This is a genomic window from Nocardioides segetis (assembly GCF_051390595.1).
Taxonomy (GTDB): Bacteria; Actinomycetota; Actinomycetes; order Propionibacteriales; family Nocardioidaceae; genus Nocardioides.
The window spans coordinates 35,662-51,137 of sequence record NZ_JBNINR010000010.1; the positions used below are offsets into that span (position 1 = coordinate 35,662).

The following is a 15,476-nucleotide window of genomic DNA, read 5'->3' on the forward strand; positions in this document are numbered from 1 at the left end:
TCGTGGCTCCCTCAGGCTGCCTCAGGTTGGTCAGTCACCGTGCTCGGGCCCGCGGCCGAGCACCTCGTAGGCATGGTCCGCGGACTCCTCGCGGGTGACCAGGTGGAGCATGTCGCCCTCCTGGATCACGCTGTCGCGGTCCGGCAGCAGACCCTCGCCGAGCCGGTCGATCCAGGCGACCCGGCAGCGGGCCTGCTCCTGGAGCTGGCCGACCCGCGAGCCGACCCAGACCTCCGGGGTCGGCAGGTGGTCGACCCGGATGGTGCCGGACGGGTCGCGGAAGTCGGGCTCGGCACCGGCGGGCAGGATCCGGCGCAGCACCTGGTCGGCGGTCCACTTGACCGTGGCGACCGTGGTGATCCCGAGCCGCTGGTAGACCTCGGCGCGGCCGGGGTCGTAGATCCGGGCGACGACCTGCTGGATCCCGAAGGTCTCCCGCGCGACCCGGGCCGCGATGATGTTCGAGTTGTCGCCGCTCGACACGGCGGCGAAGGCGTCGGCCCGCCGGATGCCCGCCTTCTCCAGGACCTCCTGGTCGAAGCCGATGCCGGGGATCTTGTCGCCGTTGAAGCCCGGCCCGAGGCGCCGGAAGGCGTCGGGCTCGCTGTCGATGATCGACACGGTGTGGTTGCGGTCCTCGAGGCTGCGGGCCAGGGTCGAGCCGACCCGGCCACAGCCCATGATCACGACGTGCACGGTGAGCACGCTATCCCACGTCTCATGCCCTACCGTTGTCGCTCGTGGGTGTCGGAGACGTGTCGAAGCGCATCCTCCTCGGACGCAAGCTTCGGAGCGCCCAGCTGGGGGAGACGCTGCTGCCCAAGCGCGTCGCGCTGCCGGTGTTCGCGAGCGACGCCCTGTCGTCGGTCGCCTACGCGCCGGACGAGGTCTTCATCATGCTGGGGATCGCGGGCGCCTCGGCGTACGCCTGGTCGTGGAAGATCGGCCTCGCGGTCGCGCTGGTGATGTTCACCGTCGTGGCGTCGTACCGGCAGACCGTCCACGCCTATCCGAGCGGCGGCGGCGACTACGAGGTCGCCACGGTCAACCTCGGCAAGAGCGCGGGCGTCACGGTCGCGAGTGCCCTGCTCGTCGACTACGTGCTCACCGTCGCGGTGTCGATCTCCTCCGCCGCGCAGTACGCCGCCGGCGCGATCCCCTCCCTGATCGGGCACGAGGCCACCGTGGCGTCGGTCGCCGTGGTGCTGCTGACGGCGATGAACCTGCGGGGCGTGCGCGAGTCCGGCACGTTCTTCGCGGTGCCGACCTACCTGTTCATGGTCGCCATCCTCGGCATGGGCGCCTACGGCCTGCTGCGCCTGCTCAGCGGCACCCTCCCGGACGCCGAGAGCGCCGACCTCCGCATCGTGCCGGAGGAGGGCTGGGAGGGGCCACTCAGCCAGGTCGCGCTCATCTTCCTGCTCGCGCGCGCCTTCTCCTCGGGCTGTGCGGCGCTGACCGGCGTCGAGGCGATCTCCAACGGCGTGCCGGCGTTCCAGCGCCCCAAGAGCCGCAACGCCGCGACCACGCTGCTGCTGCTGGGCCTGATCGCGGTCAGCATGCTGATGAGCATCATCCTGCTCGCCAACGAGATGCGGATCCGCTATGTCGACCCGCACGCCCTGGACCAGCTGCGGACCGCGGGCGGGGACGCCGTGCCGGAGGGCTACCAGCAGCACCCGGTCATCTCCCAGATCGCCAGCGGTGTCTTCGACGGCTTCTCGCCGGGCTTCTACTTCGTCGTCACGGTCACCGGCATCATCCTCGTGCTCGCGGCCAACACGGCCTTCAACGGCTTCCCGGTGCTGGGGTCCATCCTCGCCCGCGACGGCTTCGCCCCGCGTGCCCTGGGGTCGCGCGGCGACCGGCTCGCCTACAGCAACGGCATCGTCTTCCTGGCGGTCATGGCGATCGTGCTCATCGTCCTGTTCGACGCCCAGACGACCAAGCTGATCCAGCTCTACATCGTCGGCGTCTTCGTGTCGTTCAACCTCAGCCAGCTCGGCATGATCCGGCACTGGACCCGCCATCTGGCGACCGAGCGCGACCCGGCCGAGCGTCGGCGGATGCAGCGCTCCCGCGCGATCAACACCTTCGGTCTCGGCCTGACGTCGGTCGTGCTGGTCATCGTGCTGGTGACCAAGTTCCTGCACGGCGCCTGGATCACCATCCTCGCGATGGGGTTCTTCTTCCTGCTGATGCAGGCGATCAAGCGGCACTACGACCGGGTGGCCGACGAGCTCGCCGCCGACGAGACCGACAAGGCGCTGCCGACCCGGGTGCACGCGGTCGTCCTCGTCTCCAAGCTCCACAAGCCGACCCTGCGAGCACTCGCGTTCGCCAAGGCCACCCGGCCCAACGCCCTCGAGGGCGTCTACGTGTCGGTCGACGAGAAGGAGACCGCGCGGCTCCTCGAGGAGTGGGACGAGCGCAACACCGGGATCCCGCTCAAGGTGCTCCACTCGCCCTACCGCGAGGTCGTCAAGCCGATCGTGGAGTACGCCTCGGCGATCCGGCGGGCCAACCCGCGCGGTGTGGTCGCGGTCTACATCCCCGAGTACGTCGTGGGCCGCTGGTGGGAGCAGTTCCTGCACAACCAGACGGCACTGCGCCTCAAGGGGCGCCTGCTGTTCACGCCGGGCGTCATGGTCATCTCGGTGCCCTACCAGCTGCGCTCCTCGGGGATCGCGCTGGAACGCGAGGAGCGCGACGAGCACCGCGTGCGTCCCGGCGACCTGCGGCGCGGCCGGGTCGGCATCGACCGCGACCGGCAGATCCGCCGGTGAGCCGGCCGCCGGCCCGCCGTCCGCGGGCCCGTGCCGCCCGCGGCAGCTCCCAGGTCGGGCGCCGGTTCGAGGTCGAGGTCGGGCCCGTCGCACACGGCGGACACTGCGTCGCCCGGGTCGAGGACCGGGTGGTCTTCGTCCGCCATGCCCTGCCCGGCGAGCGCGTGATCCTGCAGATCACCGAGGGCACCGAGGGGGACCGCTTCTGGCGCGGGGACGCGGTCGAGGTGCTCGCCCCGTCGCCCGACCGGGTGCCCGCGCCCTGTCCCTACGCGGGTCCGGGCCGGTGCGGCGGCTGCGACCTCCAGCATGTCGCCCTGCCCGCGCAGCGCGAGCTCAAGGCGCAGGTCGTGCGTGAGCAGCTGCGCCGGGTGGCCCGGCTCGAGGTGGACGTCGTGGTCGAGGCCGTCCCCGGCGACGAGGCGGGTCTGCACTGGCGCACCCGCCAGCGGTACGTCGACCTGCCCGGTGGCGGGCGCGGCATGCGCAAGCACCGCTCCCACGACACCGTCGCGGTCGACGCCTGCCTGCTGGAGGCACCGCACGGCCCGTCGTACGACGTCCGCGGCCGGGTCTTCGACGTCGCCGACGGCGGGTTCTGGCAGGTCCACCCCGGTGCGCCCGAGGCGCTGGTCGACGCCGTGCTCGAGGCGCTGGCCCCGCGGGCGGGGGAGAGCGCGCTCGACCTCTACGCCGGCGTCGGGCTGTTCAGCCGGTTCCTGTCCGAGGCGGTCGGACCGACCGGCCGGGTCGCGGCCGTCGAGGGCGACCGCGCGGCATCGGCGCTGTCCGAGCACAACTGTCCCGGCGTCCTCGTCCGCGCGGGCGACGTCGGCGGCGTCCTGGCCGGCGGGTTGCCCCCGGAGTGGGACCGGGCGGACCTGGTCGTTCTCGACCCGCCCCGGGCCGGCGCGAAGCGTGCCGTGGTCGAGCAGGTGGTCGCGCGCGAGCCCCGGGCGGTCGCCTACGTCGCCTGCGACCCGTCGGCCCTCGCGCGCGACGTGGCGATCTTCGCCGAGCACGGCTACCGGCTCGCGTCGCTGCGCGCCTTCGACCTGTTCCCGATGACGCACCATGTGGAGTGCGTGGCCCTGCTGACGCGGACCGACTCCGCCCCGCGCTGATGCCCCGGCGAGCCGGGAACCCCGGTCCCTCGGTGAGGGGTCACCAGGCACGCCCCTAGAGTGAGGCGCACCACAGGTCGGTGCCGGCGCCGACCCTCACGAACAGGAGCCCCTCATGACCTCCACCCCGTCCGCCGTCACCGACGAGATGGTCAACGCCTTCGCCGACACCTACTACGGCGGGCTCAGCTCCAGCATCTACGCGACGCCCGTGCCGCTGGACCCGGCCGACACGGTGCTGGTCCTGATCGACATCCAGGAGTGCATCACCAAGGAGGCCTTCCTCAAGACGTTCGCCGCGCTCGGCGTCGACTCCGAGCCGATGCTGCCGGTCCTCGACCGCATCGAGGCCGACATGCGCGCGACGGCGGCCAACATCTCCGCGGTGCTGGAGCGGTGCCGCGAGACCGGGATCCGCCCGATCCACGTGCGGATCCAGTCCCATCTCCCCGACGCCGCGGACACGGGCGCCCTGCACGCGTCGGCCGGCATGTTCTATCCGCCGGGCTCGAAGGACTCGGAGTTCCTTCCCGAGGCGATGCCGCGCGAGGACGAGATCGTCCTCAACAAGACCTGCTCCGGCATCCACGTCGGCACCCACATCGACCAGGTGCTGCGCAACCTCGGCGCCCGGAAGGTCCTGGTCGTGGGCTTCTACACCGACCAGTGCATCAGCGCGTCGGTGCGCGACCTGTCCGACCTCGGCTACCAGGTCGACCTGATCGAGGATGCCGTCGGTGCGCTCAGCCCGCAGCGACACGAGTATGCGCTGCAGAGCATCCGGAAGATCTACGCGAACTCCGAGACCACGGCGACGCTGCTGGGCCGGCTCGCCGAGCTCCCCGCGCGCTAGTGGCGCCCGTGGAGGCCGCGCCGGCCGCGCTGGCGACGGCCGTCGCGGCACGCCGGTCGATCCACCAGCACCCCGAGCTGAGCTTCGAGGAGCACCGGACCGCCGGCCTGATCCGCGAGCACCTGGACCGGATCGGGCTGCCCTACCGTGCCGGGGTCGCCGGGACCGGTGTCGTCGCCACCCTCGACACCGGTCGCCCCGGTCCGGTCACCGCGTTTCGCGCCGACCTCGATGCCTTGCCGATCGCGGAGGACACCGAGCTGCCGTTCCGGTCCGCGGTGGCGGGCGTGATGCACGCGTGCGGTCACGACATGCACACCGGGATCCTGTTGGGGCTGGCCGAGCAGCTCGCCGCCGACCCCGGCGGGCTGGCTGGCACGATCGTCTTCGTCTTCCAGCCGGGCGAGGAGGCCAACGGCGGCGCGCAGCGGGTCATCGACGCGGGCGGGCTGCGGGACGCCGGGGTCGAGAGGATCTTCGCGCTGCACGTCGTGCCGGAGCTGCCGACGGGCTCGATCGCCCTCCGCGACGGCCCACTGACGGCGACCGACGACGAGTTCGAGATCACCGTCGTCGGACGGGAGGCGCACAGCTCGCAGCCCGAGCTCGGCGTCAACGCGGTGTCCGTGGCCGCCCGGATCGTCGCGGCGCTCGACGGCCTGTGCGCCACGCTCAGCCCGTTCAGCGTGGCCACGCTGAACGTCGCCTCGGTCCGTGGCGGAGACGCGGTCAACGTGATCCCCGGAGCGGCCGAGGTGCGCGGCATGATCCGGTGTGTCGAGTCGGCCGACAAGATCCTGCTGCGCGAGCGCCTGATCACGACGGTCGACGCTGTCGCCGCGTCGATGGGCGCACAGGCCTCCGTGCGCATCGTCGAGGGCTTCCCGCCCGTGGTCAACGATGCGGACCTGACCGCCACGATCCGCGTCGCCGCTCGCGAGGTGGTGGGCCCCGGGGCGGGGATCGTCGAGCTGGACCGCCCCCACCTGGGCTCGGAGGACTTCGCCTACTACCAGCAGGTCGTGCCCGGCGCGATGTTCATGCTCGGCTGCGAGCGGCCGGGGGCCACCGGCGGCGGCCTGCACACCGGCACCTTCGACCCCGACGAGGATGCCCTGGCCGTCGGGCTGGCGGTGTTCGCCGCGATCGCGCACCGGGTCAACGGCGCGACCTGACCGACGCGGGATCGGCTCCGACCGAGATCCGAGGTGCGATCAGCGGAAGGGGTCGACGATCCGCACGCCGCGCAGGGTGCTGCCGTCGGCGAGATCCTCGGTCCACAGCTCGTCGCATCCCCCCGCAACGGCTGCCTCCAGGACCAGCGCGTCGAAGATGGACAGCTGGTGCGCGGCCGCTGTCGTGGCGGCGCGGCGCACGAGTGCGGCGTCGGCCGGTACGACCTCGAGGTCGAGGGCGTCCAGGACCCGGCTCGCCGTCTCCCCGCTCCGACCGAGCTTGCGGGTCAGCACGGCGTGCAGCTCGATCATCACCTGCGTGCTGATGACGGCGTCGGCCGCCTGCGCGAGGAACACCTCGCGAGCGCGCGCCTGCTTCTCGGGACGAGCGTCGTCGTACTGGTAGGCGAGGACGTTGGTGTCGAGGAAGACCGTCACCGGCCGGCCGTCCCGGTCCGGTCCTCGTAGAGCTCCTCCCGGGTCCAGCCCCGGCCCTCGCTCGTGCCCGCGAGGTCTCGGGACAGGGCCACGAACCGCTCCGCGGCCGCTCGGCGACGATGGCGCACGTCGTCGAGGCCGGCGTACTCCCGCAGCCGCTCGGCAAGGTACTGGTTGACCGACTCGCCGCGCTCGATGGCCCGGATCCGCGCGCGCTTGAGCGTCTCCTCATCGACGGTGATGGTCAGGTTCGCCATGTCTTTCAGTGTAACGCGGAATCAGTGGAGCACGGGTCCGGCGCGAAGCGGCCCACCCGTGCGAGGCGAACCCGAACCGGCAGACTTCTGTCCATGACGACTGCGGAGCCGTATCCCGGATCGAAGGCGCGCCGACTGGTCATGACGGACGGGGCGGTCGCGGGGCTGCTGGAAGCCACCTCGGTGGAGCTGGTTCCGGGGGAGGTGGTCGTGGCGGTGGGCCGGCCCGGACACGGCAACGTGGCGCTGGCGCTCGCGCTGGCCGGGCGGCTGCGCCTGAGCGCCGGCCGAGTCGACCTCGCCGGCGATCCCGCGCTGGAGGCGCGGCAGAACGCGGTCGTCCTGGTCGACGTCCCGGGGGTGACCGAGCCTGACGACAGCGTCCCGTTCCGGGTGATCGTGGCCGAGGAGCTGGCCCTGGCCGGGCTGCCCTCCGGCCCGCACGCGACGTCGGCCTGGCTGCGCGAGCACCGGCTCGGCACCAGCCCGCGGCTGCGCACCGAGGACGTGCCCGCTCTCGACCGGATCCGGTCGCTGACCGAGCTCGGGGCAGCCCGCCCGGACGCCCGGTTCCTCGTCCTGCTCTCACCGGACCGCCACGGACTGCACCGCCGCGACTGGTGGCCGATCGCGCAGGCCGCCGCGGATCGCGGTCTCGGCGTCCTGGTCACCGTGAGTGAGGCGGCCGACCTCGGCGACATCGCCCACCTCGCCTCGATCGGTGGCGCGGCATGAACGCCCTGCGCATCGCCTGGAGCGAGCTCTCCCGGCTGCTGAGCATCCGCATGGGCCGGATCACCGTGCTCGCGCTGGTCACCGTCCCGACGATCTACGCCGGGCTCTACCTCTACGCCAACCACGACCCGTACTCCGCCCTGGACCGAGTGCCGACCGCCCTGGTCGTCGAGGACGCCGGGGCCACCGGACTGGACGGCGGCCGGCTCGAGGCGGGGCGAGACGTGGCCGACCAGCTGCTCGATGCCCGCGACTTCGGCTGGCACGAGGTCGACCGCGCGACCGCCAAGGCCGGGGTCGACGACGGCACCTACGACTTCGCGCTGGTAATCCCACACGGCTTCTCGGCCGCGCTGTCGAGCAGTGCCGGGGCCGAGCCCGAGCAGGCGCGGATCACCATGATCACCAACGACGCGAACTCCTATCTCTCCACGACCATCGCCAACACCGTCGCCACCAAGGTGCGCGACGCGATCGGGGAGAAGGTCTCCCAGGAGGCGGTCGGCACCTTCCTGGTGGGCATCGCCGACGTCCGGCAGGGCCTGCAGCAGGGTGCCGACGGCGCGGGCCGGCTCCAGGACGGCCTGCGCGAAGCGAAGCGCGGCTCCCGTCAGCTCGTCACCGGCAGCGCCCGCCTCGCCGACGGGGCCGGAGACCTGCGCGCGGGCGCCGACCGGCTGCACGACGGGCTGTCCACGCTGGCGACGCGGACCGCGGCCCTGCCCGGCCAGGCGCGGCAGCTGGCCGCGGGCGCGCGCCAGGTGGCGGAGGGCGACCAGTCGGTCGCCGACGCCGGCAACAAGGTGGCCGACGCGGTCCACGCGGCACGGGTCGCCTACGACCGCGGGCGCGCCGACCTCGTCGCCCAGATGAACCAGCTCGGGATCGACCCCGCCGGCCAGGACCGGCTGCTGGCCGTCTACGACCGGGTGGGCGCGAAGGTCCACGCGGGCGACGCCCGAGCCGACGGCGTGCGCAAGCAGCTCAACCAGCTCGCGGCCGGCGCCGACCAGGTGGCGACCGGCGCCGACCAGCTCGCCCGCTCCGCGCCGGCCCTGGTCGACGGCATCGCGCAGGCGCGCGACGGCGCCGGCAAGCTGTCCTCGGGCGCCGCGCGCCTGACCCGCGGCGCCGGGACGCTGCACGACGGCACGATCGAGCTGCGCTCCGGGCTGCGGGAGCTGACGGGTGGCGCGGGCACGCTCCGCGACGGCCTGGCCTCCGGCGTGGAGCAGGTACCCGACACCACCGAGGAGTCCCGCCAGCGAATCGCCGAGACGATCGCGAACCCGATCGACGTCCGGGCCCGCAGCGACGCGGCGGCGCGCAACTACGGTGCCGGCCTGGCGCCGTTCTTCCTGGCGCTCGCTGCGTGGATCGGCGGGTATGTGCTCTTCCTCCTGGTCCGTCCGCTGTCGAGCCGGGCCCTGGCGGCCAACCAGAACCCGCTGCGGGTCGCTCTCGGCGGTTGGCTGCCGCCCGCGCTGATCGGCGCCGCCCAGATGACCCTGGCGTTCGTGGTCGTCGCGGTCGCCCTCGACGTCGGCATCGTCGAGAGCCTGCGCACCTGGCTGTTCATGATCCTGATCTCGGCGACCTTCGTCGCGGTCGTACACCTCATGAACGCTCTGCTCGGTACGCCCGGGCAGTTCCTCGCGCTCGTCTTGATGGTCATCCAGCTGGTGACCGCGGGCGGCACCTTCCCGTGGCAGACCATCCCCGAGCCCCTGCACTGGCTGCACCAGGTGCTGCCCATGAGCTACGCGGTCGACGGACTGCGCCAGCTGATGTACGGCGGCGACCCGGCCCGTGCGCTGACCGCCGCGCTCGTGCTCGCGGCGTACCTCGTCGGGGCACTGCTGCTCACCTCGCTCGTCGCGCGACGCCAGCGGGTGTGGACGCCGAGCCGGGTCAAGCCGACCGTCGTGCTGTAGCCGGGCCGGATCCGCGCTCGCGCTTGTCCTCATGTCGGCTTGAGGTTCTACGGTCACCGACATGAGCATGGAGTCGATCGCCTGGAACCAGGTCTACCGGGGGATGCACGGGCCGGACGAGCAGCGGGCGTTCAGCGCCGCGACGGCGAGGCGGATCTTCCGCTTCGCCCGGCCGCACCGCCGCAAGCTGGTCGGCTTCGTGGTGCTGAGCGTCGTGACCTCGGGCCTCGCGGTCGCCACGCCGGTCCTGGCCGGCGACGTGGTCAACGCGATCGTCGCCGGAGACAGCCGCGGCGTCGTCGTCCGGCTGGCGCTCGCCATCGCCGTGCTCGCGGTCCTCGACGCCGCCTTCGGCCTGTTGGCGCGCTGGCTGTCCTCGCGGATCGGCGAGGGCCTGATCCTCGACCTGCGCACCGCCGTGTTCGACCACGTCCAGCGGATGCCGGTGGCGTTCTTCAGCCGCACCCGCACCGGCGCCCTCGTCAGCCGGCTCAACAACGACGTCATCGGGGCGCAGCGCGCGTTCAGCCAGACCCTGTCGGGCGTGGTCGGCAACCTGGTGACCCTGGTGCTGACCCTGGTCGTGATGCTCGGGATCTCCTGGCAGGTGACGCTGCTGGCGCTGGTGCTCCTGCCGGTGTTCGTGGTCCCCGCGCGCCGGATGGGCCGGCGCCTCGCGGGCATCCAACGCGAGGCGGCCGACCACAACGCCGCGATGGGCAACCAGATGACCGAGCGGTTCTCGGCGCCCGGCGCCACGCTGGTCAAGCTGTTCGGGCGCCCGGAGCAGGAGTCGGCGGAGTTCGCCGCCCGCGCGCAGCGGGTCGCGGAGATCGGTGTGCGGACCGCGATGGTGCAGACGACCTTCGTCACCGCGCTGACGCTGGTCTCCGCGCTGGCCGTCGCCGTCGTCTACGGGCTCGGCGGCGCACTGGCCCTCGCCGGCACACTCGACGCCGGCGACGTCGTCGCGCTCTCGCTGCTGCTGACCCGCCTCTACGCACCGCTCACGGCGCTGGCCAGTGCGCGGGTGGAGGTGATGAGCGCGTTGGTGAGCTTCGAGCGGGTCTTCGAGGTTCTCGACCTGGAGCCGCTGATCACCGACCGCCCGGGCGCGGGGCAAGTGCCGGAGGGTCCGGTCTCGGTGGAGCTCGACGACGTCCGCTTCGCCTACCCGTCGGCCGACAAGGTCTCGCTCGCCTCGTTGGAGGCGGTCGCGACCCTGGACACCCGGGGCGGCGACGAGGTGCTGCACGGCATCTCGCTGCGCGCGGAGCCGGGCCAGGTCGTCGCCCTCGTCGGCTCCTCGGGCGCGGGGAAGTCGACGATCGCGCAGCTCGTCTCCCGGTTGTACGACGTCGACGCGGGCGCCGTACGCCTGGCCGGGGTGGACGTGCGCGACCTGACCGCGGCGTCGATCCGCGGCGCGGTCGGGATGGTGACCCAGGACGGTCACCTGTTCCACGACACGATCCGGGGCAACCTGCTCCTGGCCCGGCCCGAGGCGTCCGAGCAGGACCTCTGGGACGCGCTGTCCCGCGCCCGGCTGGCCGACCTGGTCGGCGCCCTGCCCGACGGGCTGGACACCGTGGTGGGGGAGCGCGGCTATCGACTCTCCGGCGGCGAGCGCCAGCGGCTCACGATCGCTCGCCTGCTGCTCAAGCAGCCGCGCGTCGTGATCCTCGACGAGGCCACCGCCTCGCTGGACTCGACCTCCGAGGCGGCGGTCCAGGCGGCGCTGGGCGAGGCGCTCGCGGGACGGACCGCACTGGTCATCGCGCACCGGCTCTCCACCGTCCGCGCGGCGGACCTGATCGCCGTCGTCGAGGACGGCCGGATCGTCGAGCGGGGCACCCATGCGGCGCTGCTCGCCGCGGGCGGCCGGTACGAGGAGCTCTACCGCACCCAGTTCGCCGAAACCTCTCCGGATCGTGTATCTTGACATCAAGAGATATCGGGCAGCCGGTGTCCCTGCGAACTTAGGTCAGCCTCACTATCCGCTCCGCCGTCGGCGGCGGCAGGATGAACGGGAGACCTACCAACGATCAGTCGATGGCAGTCGATGAGGACGGAGACGCGATGGCCAGCAAGAACAGCTTCGGCGCCAAGAGCACCCTGGACGTGGACGGCAAGTCCTACGAGATCTTCCGCCTCGACGCGGTCAAGGGCGAGGGTCTCGACGTCGAGAGCCTGCCCTTCTCGCTGAAGGTGCTGCTCGAGAACCTGCTCCGCACCGAGGACGGCGCGGACATCACGGCCGAGGACATCAAGGCCCTGGCCGGGTGGGACGAGAGTGCCCAGCCCGACAAGGAGATCCAGTTCACGCCGGCGCGCGTGATCATGCAGGACTTCACCGGCGTCCCCTGCGTCGTCGACCTCGCCACCATGCGCGAGGCGATGGCCGACCTGGGCGGCGACGCCACCAAGATCAACCCGCTGGCGCCGGCCGAGATGGTCATCGACCACTCGGTCATGGCCGACGTCTTCGGCACGCCCGAGGCGTTCGCGCGCAACGTCGAGATCGAGTACGAGCGCAACCGCGAGCGCTACCAGTTCCTGCGTTGGGGCCAGGGCGCCTTCGACGACTTCAAGGTCGTCCCCCCGGGCACCGGCATCGTCCACCAGGTCAACATCGAGCACCTCGCCCGCACGGTCTTCACCCGCGAGGTTGACGGCGAGCTGCTGGCCTACCCCGACACCTGCGTCGGCACCGACTCGCACACCACCATGGTCAACGGCATCGGCGTCGTCGGCTGGGGCGTCGGCGGCATCGAGGCCGAGGCCGCGATGCTCGGCCAGCCGGTCTCGATGCTCATCCCGCGCGTCGTCGGCTTCAAGCTGTCCGGTGAACTGCCCGAGGGCTCGACCGCCACCGACCTGGTGCTCACGATCACCGAGATGGTCCGCAAGCACGGCGTCGTCGGCAAGTTCGTCGAGTTCTACGGCCCCGGCGTCGCCGCGCTCCCGCTGGCCAACCGCGCCACCATCGGCAACATGTCGCCGGAGTTCGGCTCCACGATCGCGGTCTTCCCGATCGACGAGGAGACGACCAACTACCTGCGCCTGACCGGCCGCTCCGAAGAGCAGATCGCGCTCGTCGAGAAGTACGCCAAGGAGCAGGGCCTCTGGCTGGACCCCGCCGCCGAGCCGCGCTACTCCGAGAAGCTCGAGCTCGACCTCGCCACTGTCGTCCCCTCGATCGCCGGCCCGAAGCGTCCTCAGGACCGGGTGCTGGTGTCCGAGGCCAAGGAGTCGTTCCGCGGCGCCCTGGTCGACTACGCCGGCGAGCCGCAGGAGACCAAGGGCTACGACGAGGCGGTCGAGGAGTCCTTCCCGGGCTCCGACGCCCCCTCGCACGACCCGGCGCAGTCCAACGGCGAGGCCGCCCCGAGCAACCACCTCTCCGCGGCGCCCGCCGACGGCGGCCGCGCCTCCAACCCGGTCGAGGTCACCCTCGAGGACGGCACGACCTTCACCCTGGACCACGGTGCGGTGACGATCGCCTCGATCACCTCCTGCACCAACACGTCCAACCCGTCGGTGATGATCGGTGCCGCGCTGCTGGCCAAGAAGGCCGTCGAGAAGGGCCTGACCCGCAAGCCGTGGGTCAAGACCACGCTCGCGCCCGGCTCGCAGGTCGTCAGCGACTACTACGAGAAGGCTGGCCTGACGCCGTACCTCGACAAGCTCGGCTTCAACCTCGTCGGCTACGGCTGCGTGACCTGCATCGGCAACTCCGGCCCGCTCATCCCCGAGGTCTCCGCCGCGGTCAACGAGCACGACCTCGCGGTCGTCTCGGTGCTGTCGGGCAACCGGAACTTCGAGGGCCGGATCAGCCCCGACATCAAGATGAACTACCTGGCGTCGCCGCCGCTGGTCGTCGCCTACGCCCTCGCCGGCTCCATGGACGTCGACCTGTTCAACGACGCGCTGGGCAAGGACGCCGAGGGCAACGACGTCTTCCTCAAGGACATCTGGCCCTCGCCGGCCGAGGTCGAGGAGACCATCGCCGGGGCGATCAACTCCGAGATGTTCGCCGATTCCTACGCCGACGTCTTCAAGGGCGACGAGCGCTGGCGCTCGCTGCCCACCCCGGAGGGCAACACCTTCACGTGGGACGAGAGCTCGACCTACGTGCGCAAGGCGCCCTACTTCGACGGCATGCCCGACGAGCCGGCCCCGGTGACCGACATCGACGGCGCCCGCGTCCTGCTCAAGCTCGGCGACTCGGTCACCACCGACCACATCTCGCCGGCCGGCTCGATCAAGGCTGACTCGCCCGCGGGCAAGTACCTCACCGAGAACGGCGTCGCCCCGCGCGACTTCAACTCCTACGGGTCGCGCCGTGGCAACCACGAGGTCATGATCCGCGGCACGTTCGCCAACATCCGCCTGCGCAACCAGATCGCGCCCGGCACCGAGGGTGGCTTCACCCGCGACTTCACGCTGGACGACGCCCCGGTGACCACCGTCTACGACGCGTCGGTCAACTACCAGGCCGCGGGCATCCCGCTCGTCGTCCTGGCCGGCAAGGAGTACGGCTCCGGCTCGTCGCGCGACTGGGCGGCCAAGGGCACCTCGCTGCTGGGCGTCAAGGCGGTCATCGCCGAGAGCTACGAGCGCATCCACCGCTCCAACCTCATCGGCATGGGCGTCATCCCACTGCAGTTCCCCGAGGGGGAGAACGCCGAGTCGCTGGGTCTGAGCGGCGAGGAGACGTTCTCCATCGCGGGCATCACCGCGCTCAACGAGGGCACCACGCCCTCGACGGTCAAGGTGACCACCGACTCTGGTGTCGAGTTCGATGCGGTCGTCCGCATCGACACCCCGGGTGAGGCGAACTACTACCGCAACGGCGGCATCATGCAGTACGTCCTGCGCAACCTGCTGCGCGGCTGACGCCTGCCGCTCCCGCTCGAGCCGACGGCCCACTCCCGGACGGGGGTGGGCCGTCGGCGTCCGCCGGGGACGGCTGACTACGGTGGGGCCATGCTCGTCGCGTTCAGCATCAGCCCCTCCGCCTCCGACGACACCGGCGGCGTGTCCGAGGCGGTGGCCGCCGCGGTCCGCGTGGTCCGCGCGTCGGGCCTGCCCAACGAGACGACGTCGATGTTCACCACGATCGAGGGGGAGTGGGACGAGGTGATGGCGGTCGTGAAGCAGGCGGTCGACGTCGTCGCCGCGACCTCGCCCCGCGTCGGGCTGGTGCTCAAGGCGGACATCCGGCCCGGCTTCACCGGCCAGCTCGCCGCCAAGGTGGAGCGGGTCGAGCGGGCGCTCGAGCAGTGAGCCAGCAGCCGCCGTACCCGCCGCCGGCCCCGTCCGGGCCGCCCCCGTCCGGGCCGCCCCCGTCCGGGCCGCCGCAGGGCGGGCCCCCGCCGCCGCCCGGCCCACCGTACGGACCGCCGGCCTTCCCGCCGCCGGGATTCGGGCCTCCGGGCGTCCCGCCTCCGCCGTCCCGGCGGGCCCGCTCGCCGCTGCCGATCGTGCTCGCGGTCCTCGCCGCGGTCGTCGTGATCGGTGCCGCGGTCCTGGTGCCGGTCCTGCTGGGTGGCGACGACCCGGAGGACTCCGGTGGAGCCGACCGGTCGGCGACCGGCGGCGCGACGGTCGACACCGGCGACCTCGGCGCCGTCGAGGAATACGCCGGCCTCTCCATGCAGCACCTCCCGGTCGGCGCGGACCACGACTACCCGCAGTCCCCCCCGGTGGGCGGCGACCACGCGCCGTACTGGCTCGAGTGCGGCGTCTACGACGAGCCGCTGCCCGACGTCGCCGTCGTCCACGACCTCGAGCACGGCACGGTCTGGTTGACCTACCGCGACGACGAGGTCGATGCCGCGGGCGTCCAGCGGCTCGCGGACCAGCTGCCGGTCAACGGCATCCTGTCGCCCTACCCCGATCAGGAGGCGCCGGTCGTCATCACCGTCTGGGGCCGCCAGCTGGCCCTGACGGGGCCGGACGACCCGCGGATCGCGCTCTTCGTCGCGGCGTACGGCGCCGGCGAGACCGCGCCCGAGCCGTTCGCGTCGTGCCATGGAGGCATCGACCCGGCCGACCTGCCGTCGACGGACACCAACGCCTGACCTCCCGCCCCGCTGACAGGCGGAGCCGATCAGCCATCCCGGTTCTCGGGATGGCTGGTCGCATTTCGGGCGATTCGGTCAGGAGCAC

At 72.2% G+C, this 15,476-nt stretch carries 13 protein-coding genes; 10 read left to right on the forward strand and 3 right to left on the reverse strand.

Going from position 1 to position 15,476, the window contains the following annotated elements; translation table 11 throughout:
* Positions 1–30 precede the first annotated feature (30 nt).
* On the reverse strand, positions 31–696 hold the full coding sequence (locus tag ACPZVR_RS17205) for a potassium channel family protein (RefSeq protein WP_436700866.1): 666 nt from the start codon (positions 694–696) through the stop codon (positions 31–33).
* A 44-nt stretch (positions 697–740) separates the two neighbouring features.
* Between ACPZVR_RS17205 and ACPZVR_RS17210 the strand changes: the two genes are divergently transcribed.
* From ACPZVR_RS17210 to ACPZVR_RS17225, 4 genes are all read left to right on the forward strand, one after another.
* Entirely contained in the window at positions 741–2,786 is a 2,046-nt protein-coding gene (locus ACPZVR_RS17210) for an APC family permease (RefSeq protein ID WP_436700867.1), read from the forward strand.
* The gene (locus ACPZVR_RS17215; protein ID WP_436700868.1) at positions 2,783–3,910 is read left to right on the forward strand and encodes a class I SAM-dependent RNA methyltransferase; all 1,128 of its coding nucleotides are present in this window, start codon (positions 2,783–2,785) and stop codon (positions 3,908–3,910) included. Before ACPZVR_RS17210 ends, ACPZVR_RS17215 begins: the two co-directional genes overlap by 4 nt.
* Positions 3,911–4,025: 115 nt before the next feature.
* Positions 4,026–4,763: a cysteine hydrolase family protein gene (locus ACPZVR_RS17220; RefSeq protein WP_436700869.1), complete on the forward strand. Its 738-nt coding sequence runs from the start codon at positions 4,026–4,028 to the stop codon at positions 4,761–4,763.
* A gap of 8 nt (positions 4,764–4,771) precedes the next feature.
* A complete protein-coding gene (locus ACPZVR_RS17225; protein WP_436700870.1) occupies positions 4,772–5,938 on the forward strand; it encodes a M20 metallopeptidase family protein in 1,167 nt (388 codons plus the stop codon).
* Positions 5,939–5,977: 39 nt separating this feature from the next.
* Here the strand turns inward: ACPZVR_RS17225 and ACPZVR_RS17230 are convergent, their stop codons facing one another.
* Together ACPZVR_RS17230 and ACPZVR_RS17235 are read right to left on the reverse strand one after the other, a co-directional pair.
* Positions 5,978–6,376 (reverse strand): PIN domain-containing protein, encoded by a 399-nt coding sequence (locus ACPZVR_RS17230; RefSeq protein ID WP_436700871.1) that lies wholly within the window; start codon positions 6,374–6,376, stop codon positions 5,978–5,980.
* Positions 6,373–6,633: a hypothetical protein gene (locus tag ACPZVR_RS17235; RefSeq protein WP_436700872.1), complete on the reverse strand. Its 261-nt coding sequence runs from the start codon at positions 6,631–6,633 to the stop codon at positions 6,373–6,375. Before ACPZVR_RS17235 ends, ACPZVR_RS17230 begins: the two co-directional genes overlap by 4 nt.
* Positions 6,634–6,726: 93 nt before the next feature.
* Between ACPZVR_RS17235 and ACPZVR_RS17240 the strand changes: the two genes are divergently transcribed.
* From ACPZVR_RS17240 to ACPZVR_RS17265, 6 genes are all read left to right on the forward strand, one after another.
* Positions 6,727–7,368, forward strand: a complete 642-nt coding sequence (locus ACPZVR_RS17240; RefSeq protein ID WP_436700873.1) for a hypothetical protein — start codon at positions 6,727–6,729, stop codon at positions 7,366–7,368.
* Positions 7,365–9,302 carry a YhgE/Pip domain-containing protein gene (locus ACPZVR_RS17245; RefSeq protein WP_436700875.1) on the forward strand — a complete coding sequence of 646 codons (1,938 nt, stop codon included), beginning with the start codon at positions 7,365–7,367 and terminating at the stop codon, positions 9,300–9,302. Before ACPZVR_RS17240 ends, ACPZVR_RS17245 begins: the two co-directional genes overlap by 4 nt.
* Before the next feature lie 61 nt (positions 9,303–9,363).
* Positions 9,364–11,244 (forward strand): ABC transporter ATP-binding protein, encoded by a 1,881-nt coding sequence (locus ACPZVR_RS17250; RefSeq protein WP_436700876.1) that lies wholly within the window; start codon positions 9,364–9,366, stop codon positions 11,242–11,244.
* A 137-nt stretch (positions 11,245–11,381) separates the two neighbouring features.
* Entirely contained in the window at positions 11,382–14,201 is a 2,820-nt protein-coding gene (locus ACPZVR_RS17255; RefSeq protein ID WP_436700981.1) for an aconitate hydratase, read from the forward strand.
* Positions 14,202–14,291: 90 nt separating this feature from the next.
* Positions 14,292–14,591 (forward strand): thiamine-binding protein, encoded by a 300-nt coding sequence (locus ACPZVR_RS17260; protein WP_436700877.1) that lies wholly within the window; start codon positions 14,292–14,294, stop codon positions 14,589–14,591.
* Positions 14,592–14,788: 197 nt separating this feature from the next.
* On the forward strand, positions 14,789–15,388 hold the full coding sequence (locus ACPZVR_RS17265; RefSeq protein ID WP_436700878.1) for a thioredoxin-like domain-containing protein: 600 nt from the start codon (positions 14,789–14,791) through the stop codon (positions 15,386–15,388).
* Positions 15,389–15,476 lie beyond the last annotated feature (88 nt).

What these genes read in the sequence shown, in the direction of transcription:
- ACPZVR_RS17220 (WP_436700869.1), top strand. Translation starts at nt 4,026, where the DNA reads ATGACCTCCACCCCGTCCGCCGTCACCGACGAGATGGTCAACGCCTTC.
- ACPZVR_RS17235 (WP_436700872.1), bottom strand. Translation starts at nt 6,633, where the DNA reads ATGGCGAACCTGACCATCACCGTCGATGAGGAGACGCTCAAGCGCGCG.
- ACPZVR_RS17240 (WP_436700873.1), top strand. Translation starts at nt 6,727, where the DNA reads ATGACGACTGCGGAGCCGTATCCCGGATCGAAGGCGCGCCGACTGGTC.
- ACPZVR_RS17245 (WP_436700875.1), top strand. Translation starts at nt 7,365, where the DNA reads ATGAACGCCCTGCGCATCGCCTGGAGCGAGCTCTCCCGGCTGCTGAGC.
- ACPZVR_RS17250 (WP_436700876.1), top strand. Translation starts at nt 9,364, where the DNA reads ATGAGCATGGAGTCGATCGCCTGGAACCAGGTCTACCGGGGGATGCAC.
- ACPZVR_RS17255 (WP_436700981.1), top strand. Translation starts at nt 11,382, where the DNA reads ATGGCCAGCAAGAACAGCTTCGGCGCCAAGAGCACCCTGGACGTGGAC.
- ACPZVR_RS17260 (WP_436700877.1), top strand. Translation starts at nt 14,292, where the DNA reads ATGCTCGTCGCGTTCAGCATCAGCCCCTCCGCCTCCGACGACACCGGC.